Here is a 16,432-nt window from a genome sequence, read left to right as displayed (position 1 = left end):
GGGCACACCCAGCTAGGAGAATCTCAGTGAACTGGGACGACACGACCGACACCTCCGCCCCCGAGCGGCTGGTGGGCTCTGTCGCCGACCGTGAGGACCAGGCCGTCGAGGCCGCGCTGCGCCCCAAGGACCTGGGCGAGTTCATCGGCCAGGAGAAGGTCCGTGAGCAGCTGGACCTCGTGCTGCGCGCCGCCCGCGCGCGCGGCGCCACCGCCGACCACGTGCTGCTCTCCGGCGCCCCCGGCCTCGGCAAGACCACCCTGTCGATGATCATCGCGGCCGAGATGGGCGCCCCCATCCGCATCACCTCCGGCCCCGCCATCCAGCACGCCGGCGACCTCGCGGCGATCCTCTCCTCCCTCCAGGAGGGCGAGGTGCTGTTCCTCGACGAGATCCACCGCATGTCCCGGCCCGCCGAGGAGATGCTCTACATGGCGATGGAGGACTTCCGCGTCGACGTCATCGTCGGCAAGGGTCCCGGCGCCACCGCCATCCCCCTCGAACTGCCCCCGTTCACCCTGGTCGGCGCCACCACCCGGGCGGGCCTGCTGCCACCGCCGCTGCGCGACCGCTTCGGCTTCACCGCGCACATGGAGTTCTACGAACCCGCCGAGCTCCAGCGCGTCGTCCACCGCTCCGCGCACCTGCTGGACGTGGAGATCGACCCGGACGGCGCCGCCGAGATCGCCGGCCGCTCGCGGGGCACGCCCCGGATCGCCAACCGCCTGCTGCGCCGCGTGCGCGACTACGCCCAGGTCAAGGCCGACGGCGTCATCACCCGGGAGATCGCGGCGGCGGCCCTGGCGGTCTACGAGGTCGACGCCCGCGGCCTCGACCGCCTCGACCGGGCCGTTCTGGAGGCCCTGCTCAAGCTGTTCGGCGGAGGACCGGTCGGCCTGTCCACGCTTGCCGTCGCGGTGGGGGAGGAGCGCGAGACCGTCGAGGAGGTCGCCGAGCCCTTCCTGGTCAGGGAGGGTCTGCTGGCCCGCACCCCCCGCGGACGGGTGGCCACCCCGGCCGCATGGGCGCATCTCGGCCTCACCCCGCCCCGCTCGCACGGCGGGGGAAACGGACAACAGGACCTGTTCGGGACGTGACGGCGAGGGATTCGCCGGAGCAGGAACCCCGGTGTCATGCTGAGCGTTGTTCCATGCGCGCGGACTCGCTTAGACTCCGCCGATGCCGCCTAAGTCGGCGGCATACACACCCCCAACCATCAGGCCGCTCACCATCGCGGTCGTGTGAAGGAAGTACCGACCCGTGAGTCTCGTGACCCTCCTCCCGTTCATCGTGCTCATCGGGGCCATGATCCTGATGACCCGGTCGGCCAAGAAGAAGCAGCAGCAGGCCATCGAGATGCGGAACCAGATGCAGCCCGGTTCCGGCGTCCGCACCATCGGGGGCATGTACGCAACGGTCAAGGAGGTCAACGAGGACACGGTCCTCCTCGACGCCGGGCCGGGCGTCGAGCTGCTCTTCGCCAAGAACTCGATCGGTGCCGTCCTGTCGGACGACGAGTACAACCGCATCGTCCACGGCATCGAGCACGACCTGAAGTCCGACTCGGACGTCGTCCCGGACGACGCCTCCGCCCTCACCGAGACCGACGGCGACTCCGACGCTGCCGCCGCCTCCGACGACAAGTCCGTCGACCTCGGTAAGAAGGACGCGGAGCCCTCCGACGACACCGCGGACGAGGCGCCGAAGAAGACCGACGGCGACACCGACGCGAAGTAGTGATGTCCCGGGGCGTGCGAGCGGCACTCGCGCGCCCCGGGACATGCGCATCACGCGCGGGATCCCGACACCATGTCATGGCCGCCCGCACCCCCACGGGGCGCGAGGCGGCCCGAGAGGGAGTACGAGAAGGTGGCAGCACCTAAAAGGGGCCGGAACGCGAGCGCCCAGAGCAAGCCGGGGCGCTCGCTGGCCCTGATCCTGATCGCCATCGTGGCGCTCACCGGCGGCATGTTCGCCTCCGGGCACACCACTCCGCGGCTCGGCATCGACCTGGCCGGCGGCACGAGCATCACGCTCCGCGCCGTCGCGGAGGACGGCAACGAGGCAGCGATCAACAAGACCAACATGGACACCGCGGTCTCCATCATGGAGCGCCGTGTCAACGGTCTTGGCGTCTCGGAGGCGGAAGTCCAGACGCAGGGTGATCGCAACATCATCGTGAACATCCCCAAGGGCACCAACTCCAAGCAGGCCCGGGATCAGGTCGGCACCACCGCCAAGCTCTACTTCCGCCCCGTGCTGGCCACCGAGCCCACCGGCGGCGCCGCCCCCACCAGCCCCTCGCCCAGCGGCTCTCCGAGCGCCTCTCCCAGCGCCTCCGGCAAGGCCGACGACAAGGCGAGCCCGTCCGCGTCCGCCTCCGCGGGCGCCGCGACGACCCCCTCGGCCTCCGCCACCACCCAGGGCCGTGCCGTCACCGACGCCCTGAAGGCCGACCCCACCCCGTCCGGCAGCGCCACCGGCTCCCCGTCGGCCAGCCCCTCCCCGTCCGCGACCGGCGGCACCGGCTCCGACAGTGACGCCCAGGCCGCCTACGCCGCGCTCGACTGCTCCAAGGAGAGCGCCCGGAACAAGGCCGGCGACGGCGCCAAGCCCGAGGACACCACCGTCGGCTGCGGCGAGATCCAGGGCGTCTGGTACAAGTACCTGCTCGGCCCGGCCGCCGTCGACGGCACCGAGGTCAAGAAGGCCCAGGCCGTCTACGACACGCAGAGCGGCGCCGGCTGGAAGGTCCAGATGGACTTCACCTCCAGCGGCGACAAGAAGTTCGCCGACATCACCGGCAAGCTGGCGCAGAACCCCTCCCCGCAGAACCAGTTCGGCATCGTCCTGGACGGCGACGTCGTCTCCAGCCCGTACGTCAACCAGGCGATCACCGGCGGCAACGCCGAGATCTCCGGCAGCTTCACCCAGCAGGAGGCCCAGGGCCTCGCCAACATGCTGTCGTACGGCGCCCTCCCGCTGACCTTCAAGGAGGACAGCGTCACCACGGTGACCGCGGCGCTCGGCGGCGAGCAGCTGCAGGCCGGTCTGATCGCGGGCGCCATCGGCCTCGCCCTGGTCGTGCTCTACCTGGTGGTCTACTACCGCGGCCTGTCGCTCATCGCGATCGCCTCGCTGCTGGTCTCCGCCGCCCTCACCTACGTGATCATGTCGCTGCTCGGCCCGGCCATCGGCTTCGCGCTGAACCTGCCGGCCGTCTGCGGTGCCATCGTCGCCATCGGCATCACGGCGGACTCGTTCATCGTCTACTTCGAACGGGTCCGGGACGAGATCCGCGAGGGCCGCTCGCTGCGCCCCGCGGTCGAGCGGGCCTGGCCGCGCGCCCGGCGCACCATCCTGGTCTCCGACTTCGTGTCCTTCCTCGCCGCGGCGGTGCTCTTCATCGTCACCGTCGGCAAGGTCCAGGGCTTCGCCTTCACGCTCGGCCTGACCACCGTCCTCGACGTCGTGGTCGTGTTCTTCTTCACCAAGCCGCTGCTGACGCTGCTCGCCCGCCGCAAGTTCTTCGCGGACGGCCACTCCTGGTCCGGCCTCGACCCGAAGCGCCTCGGTGCCCAGCCGCCACTGCGCCGCACCCGCCGTCCGGCCGCCGGCCCCGTCGAAACGAAGGAGGCCTGAGATGTCGAAGCTCGGCAACCTCGGCGCCCGACTGCACCGTGGCGAGGTCGGCTACGACTTCGTCAAGAACCGCAAGATCTGGTACGGCATCTCGATACTGATCACCATCACGGCCATCGTCGGCCTGGCGGTGCGCGGCCTGAACATGGGCATCGAGTTCCAGGGCGGTGCCGTCTTCACCACCGGGAAGACCTCCGTCTCCGTCGCCCAGGCCGAGGAGTACGCGGAAGAGGCCTCCGGCCACGACGCGATCGTCCAGAAGCTCGGCAACAGCAGCGACGGTGCGCTGCGCATCCAGGTCGCGGGCATCGACACCGAGCGGTCCGACCAGATCAAGGACCGGCTGGCCGAGGACATGAAGGTCGACACCGAGTCGATCAACGCCGAGCTGGTCGGCCCCAGCTGGGGTGACCAGATTGCGAACAAGGCCTGGCAGGGCCTCGGCATCTTCCTGATCCTCGTGGTGATCTACCTGGCGATCGCCTTCGAGTGGCGGATGGCGGTCGCGGCGTTCGTCGCCCTGATCCACGACATCACCATCACGGTCGGCATCTACGCCCTCGTCGGCTTCGAGGTCACGCCGGGCACGGTGATCGGTCTGCTGACCATCCTCGGTTACTCGCTCTACGACACGGTCGTCGTCTTCGACAGCCTCAAGGAGCAGACGAAGGACATCACCAAGCAGACCCGCTGGACCTACAGCGACATCGCCAATCGGTCGATCAACAGCACCCTGGTCCGCTCGATCAACACCACGGTGGTCGCGCTGCTGCCGGTGGCGGGCCTGCTGTTCATCGGCGGCGGCGTCCTCGGCGCCGGCATGCTCAACGACATCTCGCTGTCGCTGTTCGTCGGCCTCGCCGCCGGTGCCTACTCCTCGATCTTCATCGCCACGCCGCTCGTCGCCGACCTCAAGGAGCGCGAGCCGCAGATGAAGGCCCTGAAGAAGCGCGTCCTGGCCAAGCGGGCGCAGGGCGGCGACCAGGGCGAGCCGCAGACGGAGGAGATCGCCGACGAGGCGTACGCCGACGAGGACGCCGCCCCCGCGGTCGTCGGCCCGCGCGACCAGTCCGGGCCCCGCACCCGCCGCGGCCGACCCTCCGGGAAGCGCCGATGACCGACATCAAGGAGCTGCTGCTCAGCCGCATCCGCGATGTCGCGGACTACCCGGAGCCCGGGGTGATGTTCAAGGACATCACCCCGCTCCTGGCGGACCCGGCGGCCTTCACCGCGCTCACCGACGCACTGGCCGAGATCGTGGAGCGCACCGGCGCCACCAAGATCGTCGGCCTGGAGGCCCGTGGCTTCATCCTCGGCGCCCCGGTCGCCGTCCGCGCGGGCGTCGGCTTCATCCCGGTCCGCAAGGCGGGCAAGCTCCCCGGAGCCACCCTGCGCCAGGCCTACGACCTGGAGTACGGCTCGGCGGAGATCGAGGTGCACGCCGAGGACCTCACCGCGGACGACCGCGTCCTGGTCATCGACGACGTACTCGCCACCGGCGGCACCGCCGAGGCCTCCCTCCAGCTGATCCGCCGCGCCGGCGCCCAGGTCGCGGGCGTCGCGGTGCTGATGGAGCTGGCTTTCCTCGACGGCCGCAGCCGCCTGGCACCGGCCCTCGACGGCGCTCCGCTGGAGGCGCTGCTCGTCGTCTGAGCACGGCACGAGGCCGCGCGGACGGCCGGACAACGCCGCCTGGACGGCCGTAGGACGCCGCCCGGACAGCCGTAGGACGCCGCGCGGACCGCCGTACGACACCGTGCGGACGGCCGTATGACACCGCTGAGGCGGGCCCGGAGGAATCCGGCGCCCGCCTCATGTGTTTCCCCGGTAGACCGCCTTCACATCGGCCTGAAGGCGATCCCGGAGCCCAGGCTCGCTACGATGGGGTTTCCGGAGCCTGACCGGGGGACCCGGATCGCGCACGAGGAGCCCTCTTGCCAGACGAGGCCCAGCACCTGACCGCCCGCAAGCCCGAGCGCGCCTCGGACTCCGCGGCCACGCCCGCGCCGCACGCTAAGAACGAAGCCCGCGGGACGGAACAGCACGGCCAGTCCGCACCCGGCGCCAAGGCCGGCGAGCAGGCACGCCCCAAGCCGGCCCCTCCCGAGCTCCCCCAAGGGCCTTCGACAAGCTCCGGTCCAGGCGGGACTCCCATCGCGCCCACGCCCCCGATCCGCCCGGCCGCCCCGCCCCAGCCCGCGCGCACCGGCTCCTCCAACCGCGTCCGCGCCCGCCTGGCCCGCCTCGGCGTACAGCGCGCCAACCCGTACAACCCGGTGCTCGAGCCGCTGCTCCGGATAGTCCGGAGCAACGACCCCAAGATCGAGACGGCCACGCTCCGCCAGATCGAGCGTGCCTACCAGGTCGCCGAGCGCTGGCACCGCGGCCAGAAGCGCAAGAGCGGCGACCCGTACATCACGCACCCGCTCGCCGTCACCACCATCCTCGCCGAGCTGGGCATGGATCCGGCCACCCTGATGGCGGGCCTGCTGCACGACACCGTCGAGGACACCGAGTACGGCCTGGAGGACCTGCGCCGCGACTTCGGCGACGTGGTCGCGCTGCTCGTCGACGGCGTCACCAAGCTGGACAAGGTCAAGTTCGGCGAGGCCGCCCAGGCCGAGACCGTGCGCAAGATGGTCGTCGCCATGGCCAAGGACCCGCGCGTCCTGGTCATCAAGCTCGCCGACCGCCTGCACAACATGCGCACCATGCGGTATCTCAAGCGCGAGAAGCAGGAGAAGAAGGCGCGCGAGACCCTGGAGATCTACGCGCCGCTCGCCCACCGCCTGGGCATGAACACCATCAAGTGGGAGCTGGAGGACCTCGCCTTCGCGATCCTCTACCCCAAGATGTACGACGAGATCGTCCGCCTGGTCGCCGAGCGCGCCCCCAAGCGCGACGAGTACCTGGCCATAGTGACCGACGAGGTCCAGCAGGACCTGCGCGCCGCCCGGATCAAGGCGACGGTCACCGGCCGCCCGAAGCACTACTACAGCGTCTACCAGAAGATGATCGTCCGCGGCCGCGACTTCGCGGAGATCTACGACCTGGTGGGCATCCGCGTCCTCGTGGACACCGTCCGCGACTGCTACGCGGCCCTCGGCACGGTGCACGCGCGATGGAACCCGGTCCCCGGCCGGTTCAAGGACTACATCGCGATGCCGAAGTTCAACATGTACCAGTCGCTGCACACGACGGTCATCGGCCCCAACGGCAAGCCCGTCGAGCTGCAGATCCGCACCTTCGACATGCACCGCCGCGCCGAGTACGGCATCGCCGCCCACTGGAAGTACAAGCAGGACGCGGTGGCCGGCGCCTCCAAGGTGCGCACCGACGTGCCGAAGGCGTCCGGCAAGGACAAGGACGCCATCAACGACATGGCGTGGCTGCGGCAGCTCCTCGACTGGCAGAAGGAGACCGAGGACCCCAGCGAGTTCCTGGAGTCCCTGCGCTTCGACCTGTCCCGCAACGAGGTCTTCGTCTTCACCCCCAAGGGCGACGTCATAGCGCTCCCCGCCGGGGCCACCCCCGTGGACTTCGCGTACGCCGTCCACACCGAGGTCGGCCACCGCACCATAGGAGCGCGGGTCAACGGCCGTCTCGTACCGCTGGAGTCCACGCTGGACAACGGCGACCTGGTGGAGGTCTTCACCTCGAAGGCGCCCGGCGCGGGCCCGTCCCGCGACTGGCTCGGCTTCGTGAAGTCGCCGCGCGCCCGCAACAAGATCCGGGCGTGGTTCTCCAAGGAACGCCGCGACGAGGCGATCGAGCAGGGCAAGGACGCCATCGTCCGCGCGATGCGCAAGCAGAACCTGCCGATCCAGCGCATCCTCACCGGCGACTCCCTGGTCACCCTCGCGCACGAGATGCGCTACCCGGACATCTCCGCGCTGTACGCGGCGATCGGCGAGGGCCATGTCTCCGCGCAGAACGTCGTGCAGAAGCTCGTCCAGGCCTTCGGCGGCGAGGAGGCGGCCACCGAGGAGATCGACGAGAGCGTGCCGCCGTCGCGCGGACGCGGCCGCAAACGCCGTACCAGCGCCGATCCGGGCGTGGTCGTCAAGGGCGTCGACGACGTGTGGGTCAAGCTGGCCCGCTGTTGTACGCCGGTGCCCGGCGACCCGATCATCGGCTTCGTCACACGTGGTAGCGGTGTATCGGTTCACCGCAGCGACTGTGTGAACGTGGAGTCACTGTCCCGCGAACCCGAGCGGATCCTGGACGTCGAGTGGGCGCCCACCCAGTCCTCGGTCTTCCTGGTCGCCATCCAGGTCGAGGCGCTGGACCGCTCCCGGCTGCTGTCGGACGTCACCCGTGTCCTGTCCGACCAGCACGTCAACATCCTCTCCGCGGCCGTCCAGACCTCCCGCGACCGCGTCGCCACCTCCCGCTTCACCTTCGAGATGGGCGACCCGAAACATCTCGGCCATGTGCTGAAGGCGGTCCGGGGCGTCGAGGGCGTGTACGACGTGTACCGGGTGACGTCGGCGCGCAGCCGGTCGTAGAGCCGTACGGAATTCGTGGCGCCGCACCCGGAAAGGGGCTCCCCTCCGCGCCGGAGGGGAGCCCCTTTCGTATGACCTCGGGGTGTCAGCCGCCGAACTCCTGCAGCCCCTTCAGCGCCTGGTCCAGCAGCGCCTGGCGGCCCTCCAGCTCGCGCTCGAGCTTCTCGGCCTTGGCGTTGTTGCCCTGGGCGCGGGCCTGCTCGATCTGGCCCTTGAGCTTGTCCACGGCGGCCTGGAGCTGGCCGGTCAGACCCTCGGCACGCGCGCGTGCCTCCGGGTTCGTCCGGCGCCACTCGGCCTCCTCGGCCTCCTGGATGGCCCGCTCGACCGCGTGCATCCGCCCCTCGACCTTGGGCCGGGCGTCGCGCGGCACATGGCCGATGGCCTCCCACCGCTCGTTGATCGTGCGGAACGCGGCCCGCGCGGCCTTGAGGTCTGTCACCGGGAGGATCTTCTCGGCCTCCTCGGCCAGCTCCTCCTTCAGCTTCAGGTTCTCGGCCTGCTCGGCGTCGCGCTCGGCGAAGACCGAGCTACGGGCGGCGAAGAACACGTCCTGGGCGCCGCGGAAGCGGTTCCACAGGTCGTCCTCGTGCTCACGCTGGGCGCGGCCCGCGGCCTTCCACTCGGCCATCAGCTCGCGGTAGCGAGCGGCCGTCGGACCCCAGTCGGTGGAGTTCGACAGCGCCTCGGCCTCGGCGACCAGCCGCTCCTTGGTCTTGCGGGCCTCCTCGCGCTGCGCGTCCAGCTGCGCGAAGTGTGCCTTGCGACGCTTGGAGAACGCCGACCGGGCGTGCGAGAAGCGGTGCCACAGCTCGTCGTCCGACTTGCGGTCCAGCCGCGGCAGACCCTTCCAGGTGTCCACCAGCGCCCGCAGCCGCTCGCCGGCCGCCCGCCACTGGTCGGACTGGGCCAGCTGCTCGGCCTCCTCGACCAGCGCCTCCTTGGCGTGCCGGGCCTCGTCGGTCTGCCGCGCGCGCTGCGCCTTGCGCTGCTCGCGGCGCGCCTCGACGGTCTGCACCAGCTTGTCCAGCCGGGCCCGCAGGGCGTCCAGGTCACCCACGGCGTGGTGCGCGTCGACCTGCTCGCGCAGATGGTCGATGGCGGCCTGGGCGTCCTTGGCCGACAGGTCGGTGGTCTGCACTCGCTTCTCGAGGAGGCCGATCTCGACAACCAGGCCCTCGTACTTGCGCTCGAAGTAGGCCAGCGCCTCCTCAGGGGAGCCGGCCTGCCAGGAACCGACGACCTTCTCGCCGTCGGCCGTTCGCACGTACACGGTCCCCGTCTCGTCGACGCGGCCCCACGGGTCGCTGCTCACAGCGCCTCCTCCACATGATGCCTGCGGGGGGCCTCAGCTCCCCCGGGCATCGTCCACAGTTTCGTCACGGCCAACATAGGCGACCGGCGGGTTGCCTGTCCGCATCCCGCGCGACCGAAATTCGCAGTTGGCGGTCAGGATTTCGTGACAGTCGCCTTGTCGATCACGACCGTCGCGTTCGGCGCGCCGTCGCCGGCGCCGGTGTTCTCGCCCGCGGCTGCGATCTTCTTCAGGACCGTCATGCCCGATGCGGAAACGGTACCGAACGGTGTGTAGTTCGGCGGCAGCTGACTGTCCTGGTAGACCAGGAAGAACTGGCTGCCGTTGGTGTTCGGCCCGGAGTTGGCCATCGCCACCGTGCCCGCCGGGTAGACGCCGCCCTTCAGGCTCTTGTCCTTCAGGTTCTCGTCCTTCATCTGGTACCCCGGACCGCCGCTGCCGCTGGCCGTGGGGTCGCCGCACTGGAGCACGTAGATGCCGTTGGTGGTCAGGCGGTGGCACTTCGTGTGATCGAAGTAGCCCTTCCCGGCGAGGAAGCCGAACGAGTTCACGGTGTGCGGGGCCGCCGACGCCTTCATCGCGATGTCTATGTCACCGCAGGTCGTCTCGAGCTTCATCGTGTACTTGGCCGACTTGTCGATGGTCATCGCCGGCTCCTTCTTCCAGCTCATCGACTCGGCCTCGCCCTTGGCCGGCTTGTCGCACGGGTCCTGCGGCGCGCTGGCGCTCGGGGTGACCTCCGCGCCCGCGTTCTCCTTGCCGTCGTCCTTGAGGGCCCCGGTCGTGTACAGCGCGAGGCTGCCGACCAGGATGACGCCGAGCGCCGATGCGATCACCGCGTTGCGCGTGCGCGCCTTGCGGCGTGCTTCGGTGCGCCGCTGCTGCTGCCGCAAGAACTTCTCCCGGGCGAGCTGACGCCGCCGCTGCTCCTGGCTGACCACCGGGTTTACTCCTCATACGTCTCGTACGTCGATGGGTGGTACGCGTGCGTCTGGTGAGCCGACCGCCTGCGTGTGCCCCGTACCGTATATGGGTTCGCTGAGGAAACGGCAGCGCCGGTAGGCTCTGACGGAAGCTCTAGCCGCCCGTATCGACACAACGAAGGACGATCGTGCTCATTGCCGGGTTCCCCGCCGGGGCCTGGGGGACGAACTGTTATCTCGTCGCCCCCGCCGCCGGTGAGGAGTGCGTGATCATCGACCCGGGCCACGAAGCGGCCCCAGGAGTCGAAGAGGCGCTGAAGAAGCATCGGCTCAAGCCCGTCGCCGTCGTCCTCACCCACGGCCACCTCGACCACGTGGCCTCGGTCGTCCCGGTGTGCGGCGCGCACGACGTACCGGCCTGGATCCACCCCGACGACCGGTACATGATGAGCGACCCCGAGAAGGCCCTCGGCCGGTCCATCGGCACACAGCTGCTGGGCGAGCTGACCGTGGGGGAGCCGGACGACGTCCGCACGCTGACCGACGGCGCCAAGCTGGAGCTGGCCGGTCTGGAGCTGACGGTCGCGCACGCGCCCGGCCATACCAAGGGGTCGGTGACCTTCGGCCTGCCCGAGGCGGCGGACATCCCGCCGATCCTGTTCTCGGGCGACCTGCTGTTCGCCGGCTCCATCGGACGCACCGACCTGCCCGGCGGTGACATGGCCGAGATGCTCGACTCGCTGGCCCGCGTGTGCCTGCCGCTCGACGACTCGACCGTGGTGCTGTCCGGCCACGGCCCCCAGACGACCATCGGCCACGAGCGCGCCACCAACCCGTATCTCCGGCAGGTGGCCGCCGGCCAGGGAGCGCACCCCGAGAGCGCTCCCCGACGAGGAATGTGATCGAGAGACTTCCGTGAGCACCTTCAAGGCCCCCAAGGGCACGTACGACCTGATCCCGCCGGACTCCGCGAAGTACCTGGCGGTCCGCGAGGCCATCGCCGCCCCGCTGCGCAACTCCGGCTACGGCTACATCGAGACGCCCGGCTTCGAGAGCGTCGAGCTGTTCGCGCGCGGTGTCGGCGAGTCGACGGACATCGTCACCAAGGAGATGTACGCCTTCGAGACCAAGGGCGGCGACAAGCTGGCGCTGCGCCCCGAGGGCACGGCTTCCGTGCTGCGCGCCGCCCTGGAGGCCAACCTGCACAAGGCGGGCAACCTCCCGGTCAAGCTCTGGTACTCGGGCTCGTACTACCGCTACGAGCGCCCCCAGAAGGGCCGGTACAGGCACTTCTCCCAGGTCGGCGCCGAGGCGATCGGCGCCGAGGACCCGGCGCTGGACGCCGAGCTGATCATCCTGGCCGACCAGGCCTACCGCTCGCTCGGGCTGCGCAACTTCCGCATCCTGCTCAACAGCCTGGGCGACAAGGAGTGCCGTCCGGTGTACCGGGCCGCGCTGCAGGACTTCCTCCGGGGCCTGGACCTCGACGAGGACACGCGCCGCCGCGTCGACATCAACCCGCTGCGGGTCCTGGACGACAAGCGCGAGTCGGTCCAGAAGCAGCTGACGGGCGCACCGCTCCTGCGGGACTACCTCTGCGACGCCTGCAAGGCGTACCACGAGGAGGTCCGCGAGCTGATCACGGCGGCGGGCGTCTCCTTCGAGGACGACCCCAAGCTGGTCCGCGGCCTGGACTACTACACCCGGACGACCTTCGAGTTCGTCCACGACGGTCTGGGCTCCCAGTCCGCGGTGGGCGGCGGCGGGCGCTACGACGGCCTGTCCGAGATGATCGGCGGCCCCGCGCTGCCGTCCGTCGGCTGGGCCCTCGGCGTCGACCGCACCGTCCTGGCCCTGGAGGCGGAGGGCATCGAGCTCGAACTCCCCGCTGCCACCAGCGTGTTCGCGGTTCCGCTCGGCGAGGAGGCCCGCCGGGTCCTCTTCGCCAAGGTCACCGAACTCCGCAAGGCGGGGATCGCGGCGGACTTCTCGTACGGCGGCAAGGGCCTCAAGGGCGCCATGAAGAACGCCAACCGCAGCGGCGCCCGCTACACGATCGTGGCCGGCGAGCGCGACCTCGCCGACGGCGTCGTCCAGCTCAAGGACATGGAGTCCGGCGAGCAGGAGGCGGTCGGCGTGAACGAGATCGTGGCCGAGCTGGAAGCCCGTCTGGGCTGACGAAGTGCCGTAGGGGCGCCGGGAGTCGAAGGCCGACTCCCGGCGCCCTCGTCGTTGTCCGGATCCGAACGGTGGGCACGGCTCGGCCGTATGTCCTTATGCGCAGCGAACGGTGGACACACAGCCGCTTGCGGCACAATGTCCGGAGCCGGAAGCAGGTCAGCCCCCTCAAGTGACGGAATCGGCGTGATGAGCAAGACGACAGTCCAGGACGTCTCCACCGAGCCCGAGCCCGAGCCGCAGCCGCGGCCGCAGCGCGCCGCCGCCGAGCCGCGCACGGTCGGCGGCAGCCGGGCCCTCGCCCTGCTGCTGGTGATCACCGGCGCGGCGGGGCTGCTCGCCGCCTGGGTCATCACGCTCGACAAGTTCAAGATCCTCGAGGCCAAGGCCCGGGGCGAGACCTTCACGCCGAGTTGCAGCCTCAACCCGATCATCTCCTGCGGCAACGTCATGGAGAGCGAGCAGGCGTCCGTCTTCGGCTTCCCCAACCCGATGCTGGGCCTGGTCACCTACGGCATCGTGATCTGCGTCGGCATGAGCCTGCTGGCCCGCGCCCGCTTCCCGCGCTGGTACTGGCTCACCTTCAACGCCGGCACCCTCTTCGGCGTCGCCTTCTGCACCTGGCTCATGGTCCAGTCGCTGTACGAGATCAACGCGCTGTGCCTGTGGTGCTCGCTGGCCTGGGTCGCCACGATCGTCATGTTCTGGTACGTGACCTCGTTCAACGTCCGCAACGACTTCCTGCCGGCCCCCGCCGGGCTCAAGCGGTTCCTCGCCGAGTTCACCTGGGTACTGCCGGTCACCCACATCGGCATCATCGTCATGCTGATCCTGACCCGCTGGGGCAGCCAGCTCTGGGCCTGAGCCGGGACCGTCGCCGGGGCCCGAGGGCATTGTCAGTGCGGTGATTTAGGGTTTCCAGCGTGGAGCCCGACCTGTTCACCGCCGCCGCAGAAGAACGCCAGGAGAAGGACCCGACCGGCAGCCCCCTGGCCGTGCGGATGCGCCCGCGCACCCTCGACGAGGTGGTGGGCCAGCAGCATCTGCTGAAACCCGGCTCGCCGCTGCGCCGGCTGGTCGGCGAGGGCTCCGGGGGACCGGCCGGACCGTCCTCGGTGATCCTGTGGGGCCCGCCCGGCACCGGCAAGACGACGTTGGCGTACGTGGTCTCCAAGGCCACCAACAAGCGCTTCGTGGAGCTGTCCGCGATCACCGCCGGCGTCAAGGAGGTCCGCGCGGTCATCGACGGCGCCCGCCGCGCCACCGGCGGGTACGGCAAGGAGACCGTCCTCTTCCTCGACGAGATCCACCGCTTCAGCAAGGCCCAGCAGGACTCGCTCCTCCCGGCCGTCGAGAACCGCTGGGTGACGCTGATCGCGGCGACGACGGAGAACCCGTACTTCTCGGTGATCTCCCCGCTGCTGTCCCGCTCCCTCCTGCTGACCCTCGAGCCGCTCACGGACGACGACATCCGCGGGCTTCTGCGGCGGGCGCTGAGCGACGAACGCGGCCTCAAGGACGCGGTCACGCTCCCCGAGGACACCGAGGCCCATCTGCTGCGCATCGCCGGCGGCGACGCCCGCCGCGCGCTGACCGCCCTGGAGGCCGCCGCCGGAGCCGCCCTCGACAAGGGCGAGACGGAGATCGGCCTGCAGACCCTGGAGGAGACCGTCGACCGCGCGGCGGTGAAGTACGACCGCGACGGCGACCAGCACTACGACGTCGCCAGCGCCCTCATCAAGTCCATCCGCGGCTCCGACGTCGACGCCGCCCTGCACTACCTGGCCCGCATGATCGAGGCCGGCGAGGACCCCCGCTTCATCGCCCGCCGCCTGATGATCTCCGCCAGCGAGGACATCGGCCTGGCGGACCCCAACGCGCTGCCCATCGCGGTCGCCGCCGCCCAGGCCGTCGCCATGATCGGCTTCCCGGAGGCCGCCCTCACCCTCAGCCACGCCACCATCGCCCTCGCCCTGGCCCCCAAGTCCAACTCCGCGACCACCGCGATCGGCGCCGCCCTGGAGGACGTACGCAAGGGCATGGCCGGACCGGTGCCCGCGCACCTGCGCGACTCCCACTACAAGGGCGCGTCCAAGCTCGGCCACGGACAGGGGTACGTCTATCCGCACGACCTGCCCGAGGGCATCGCCGCCCAGCAGTACGCCCCGGACGCCCTGAAGGACCGCGAGTACTACACCCCGAGCCGGCACGGCGCGGAGGCGCGGTACGCGGACGCGGTGGAGTGGACCAGGAAGCACCTCGGTCGCAGACGGTCCTGAGCACCCTGTAGACTCACCTGAAGCGCTGCGTCCCGTGCAGTCAGAACGGGACAGTCAGCCGGAGCCCCGATCCTCCTGGGATCGGCTCCAGGAGCGTCGCGCACCGTCGAAGGTGTCGCGGGCAGCCCACCACCATCCGGAAAGCCCCGGGAACGGTCGGTGGGCCACTCGCGTGCTGCACGTATGTGCCCAGACCAGGGGAGCGGCTGCCCGGCAGGTCCCACGCGGACCCGGCGGGTTTCCCCGGCTGCGGATGCGACCTCCCAAAACTCTGACAAGCCGAAACCAGGAAATGAGAGACAAGTGGCGAACCAGTCCCGCCCCAAGGTCAAGAAGTCGCGTGCCCTCGGCATCGCGCTGACCCCGAAGGCCGTCAAGTACTTCGAGGCCCGTCCCTACCCGCCGGGTGAGCACGGCCGTGGCCGCAAGCAGAACTCGGACTACAAGGTCCGTCTGCTGGAGAAGCAGCGTCTGCGTGCGCAGTACGACGTGTCCGAGCGTCAGCTCGTCCGCGCCTACGAGCGTGCCTCCAAGGTTCAGGGCAAGACCGGTGAGGCCCTGATCATCGAGCTCGAGCGCCGTCTCGACGCCCTGGTCCTGCGTTCGGGCATCGCCCGCACCATCTACCAGGCCCGTCAGATGGTCGTTCACGGCCACATCGAGGTCAACGGCCAGAAGGTCGACAAGCCCTCGTTCCGCGTCCGTCCCGACGACGTCGTGATGGTCCGCGAGCGCAGCCGCGAGAAGCCGCTGTTCCAGGTCGCCCGCGAGGGTGGCTTCGCCCCCGACGGTGAGACCCCGCGCTACCTGCAGGTGAACCTCAAGGCCCTGGCGTTCCGCCTGGACCGCGAGCCGAACCGCAAGGAGATCCCGGTGATCTGCGACGAGCAGCTCGTCGTCGAGTACTACGCCCGTTGATCCGGGTGTAGCACCTTTCGCGTCAGCCCGTCGTCTCCCCGCCCTTCCGGGTGGGCGAGACGGCGGGCTTCCGCATGTCCGGGGCCCCACCTCCGCCGCCGGACGCAACTCCCGCTGCGCGCGGGCCGTAATCCGGTACGGAGCGGCAGCCCCGGCGCGATAGGCTCGGTGCACGACTTTTTCGATGTTCAGGCGTTTCAGGGAGCGGGTGCACAAGGTGTCCGGTGGAGAGGTGGCCGGGATCCTGGTGGCCGTCTTCTGGGCGATCCTGGTCTCCTTCCTCGCGGTGGCTCTCGCGAGGTTGGCCCAGACGCTCAAGGCGACCACCAAGCTCGTGGCGGACGTGACCGACCAGGCCGTCCCGCTGCTGGCCGACGCCTCCGCGGCGGTGCGCTCCGCGCAGACCCAGATCGACCGGGTCGACGCGATCGCCTCCGACGTCCAGGAGGTCACGTCCAACGCCTCCGCGCTCTCGACCACCGTCGCCTCCACCTTCGGCGGCCCGCTGGTCAAGGTCGCGGCCTTCGGCTACGGCGTGCGCCGGGCGCTGAGCGGCCGCAAGGAAGACGTGCCCGAGCGAGCGCCCCGGCGTACCGTGATCGTGGGCCGCACCGTCCCGGCCTCGCGGCGGGCGAAGCGGAACCTCCGCGGAAAGAAGGACTGAACCGA

14 protein-coding genes are annotated in these 16,432 nt (G+C 70.2%); 12 read left to right on the top strand and 2 right to left on the bottom strand.

Annotated elements, in window-relative coordinates; genetic code table 11:
- Positions 1-26 precede the first annotated feature (26 nt).
- The 6 genes from ruvB (at position 27) to ACZ42A_RS30275 (ending at position 8,150) form a co-directional block, all read left to right on the top strand.
- Complete coding sequence (gene ruvB / locus ACZ42A_RS30300; RefSeq protein ID WP_468530475.1) at positions 27-1,097, top strand: Holliday junction branch migration DNA helicase RuvB; 1,071 nt, start codon at positions 27-29, stop codon at positions 1,095-1,097.
- A 163-nt stretch (positions 1,098-1,260) separates the two neighbouring features.
- Positions 1,261-1,737 (top strand): preprotein translocase subunit YajC, encoded by a 477-nt coding sequence (gene yajC, locus ACZ42A_RS30295; RefSeq protein ID WP_468530474.1) that lies wholly within the window; start codon positions 1,261-1,263, stop codon positions 1,735-1,737.
- A 132-nt stretch (positions 1,738-1,869) separates the two neighbouring features.
- On the top strand, positions 1,870-3,642 hold the full coding sequence (gene secD, locus ACZ42A_RS30290; protein ID WP_468530473.1) for a protein translocase subunit SecD: 1,773 nt from the start codon (positions 1,870-1,872) through the stop codon (positions 3,640-3,642).
- A 1-nt stretch (position 3,643) separates the two neighbouring features.
- Positions 3,644-4,759, top strand: coding sequence for a protein translocase subunit SecF (gene secF / locus ACZ42A_RS30285; RefSeq protein WP_468530472.1), 1,116 nt, complete (start codon positions 3,644-3,646; stop codon positions 4,757-4,759).
- Positions 4,756-5,295: an adenine phosphoribosyltransferase gene (locus ACZ42A_RS30280; RefSeq protein WP_468530471.1), complete on the top strand. Its 540-nt coding sequence runs from the start codon at positions 4,756-4,758 to the stop codon at positions 5,293-5,295. The genes secF and ACZ42A_RS30280 overlap by 4 nt, the downstream gene beginning before the upstream one ends.
- 281 nt (positions 5,296-5,576) lie before the next feature.
- Positions 5,577-8,150, top strand: coding sequence for a RelA/SpoT family protein (locus tag ACZ42A_RS30275; RefSeq protein ID WP_468530470.1), 2,574 nt, complete (start codon positions 5,577-5,579; stop codon positions 8,148-8,150).
- An 85-nt stretch (positions 8,151-8,235) separates the two neighbouring features.
- Here the strand turns inward: ACZ42A_RS30275 and ACZ42A_RS30270 are convergent, their stop codons facing one another.
- Both ACZ42A_RS30270 and ACZ42A_RS30265 read right to left on the bottom strand, forming a co-directional pair.
- Positions 8,236-9,465, bottom strand: coding sequence for a DUF349 domain-containing protein (locus tag ACZ42A_RS30270; RefSeq protein WP_468530469.1), 1,230 nt, complete (start codon positions 9,463-9,465; stop codon positions 8,236-8,238).
- 134 nt (positions 9,466-9,599) lie between these two features.
- Complete coding sequence (locus ACZ42A_RS30265; protein WP_468530468.1) at positions 9,600-10,406, bottom strand: peptidylprolyl isomerase; 807 nt, start codon at positions 10,404-10,406, stop codon at positions 9,600-9,602.
- Positions 10,407-10,576: 170 nt separating this feature from the next.
- Between ACZ42A_RS30265 and ACZ42A_RS30260 the strand changes: the two genes are divergently transcribed.
- From ACZ42A_RS30260 to ACZ42A_RS30235, 6 genes are all read left to right on the top strand, one after another.
- Positions 10,577-11,290: an MBL fold metallo-hydrolase gene (locus ACZ42A_RS30260; protein WP_468530467.1), complete on the top strand. Its 714-nt coding sequence runs from the start codon at positions 10,577-10,579 to the stop codon at positions 11,288-11,290.
- A gap of 13 nt (positions 11,291-11,303) precedes the next feature.
- Positions 11,304-12,566 (top strand): histidine--tRNA ligase, encoded by a 1,263-nt coding sequence (gene hisS, locus ACZ42A_RS30255; protein WP_468530466.1) that lies wholly within the window; start codon positions 11,304-11,306, stop codon positions 12,564-12,566.
- Between the two features lie 189 nt (positions 12,567-12,755).
- Entirely contained in the window at positions 12,756-13,430 is a 675-nt protein-coding gene (locus ACZ42A_RS30250) for a vitamin K epoxide reductase family protein (protein ID WP_468530465.1), read from the top strand.
- A gap of 59 nt (positions 13,431-13,489) precedes the next feature.
- Entirely contained in the window at positions 13,490-14,845 is a 1,356-nt protein-coding gene (locus ACZ42A_RS30245) for a replication-associated recombination protein A (RefSeq protein ID WP_468530464.1), read from the top strand.
- A gap of 303 nt (positions 14,846-15,148) precedes the next feature.
- A complete protein-coding gene (rpsD, locus tag ACZ42A_RS30240) occupies positions 15,149-15,763 on the top strand; it encodes a 30S ribosomal protein S4 (RefSeq protein ID WP_468530463.1) in 615 nt (204 codons plus the stop codon).
- 184 nt (positions 15,764-15,947) lie between these two features.
- Entirely contained in the window at positions 15,948-16,427 is a 480-nt protein-coding gene (locus ACZ42A_RS30235) for a DUF948 domain-containing protein (protein WP_468530462.1), read from the top strand.
- The last annotated feature ends 5 nt before the right edge of the window (positions 16,428-16,432 follow it).

The sequence above is a fragment of the Streptomyces sp. NPDC030838 genome, assembly GCF_055572035.1.
The sequence above is the reverse complement of the archived record's forward strand: the minus strand, read 5'-3'. Positions and strand labels throughout refer to the sequence as shown.

Excerpts from the sequence above, each read along its gene's own strand:
- secF (WP_468530472.1), top strand. The coding sequence starts at position 3,644 with ATGTCGAAGCTCGGCAACCTCGGCGCCCGACTGCACCGTGGCGAGGTC.
- ACZ42A_RS30250 (WP_468530465.1), top strand. The coding sequence starts at position 12,756 with ATGAGCAAGACGACAGTCCAGGACGTCTCCACCGAGCCCGAGCCCGAG.
- ACZ42A_RS30235 (WP_468530462.1), top strand. The coding sequence starts at position 15,948 with ATGTTCAGGCGTTTCAGGGAGCGGGTGCACAAGGTGTCCGGTGGAGAG.
- ACZ42A_RS30280 (WP_468530471.1), top strand. The coding sequence starts at position 4,756 with ATGACCGACATCAAGGAGCTGCTGCTCAGCCGCATCCGCGATGTCGCG.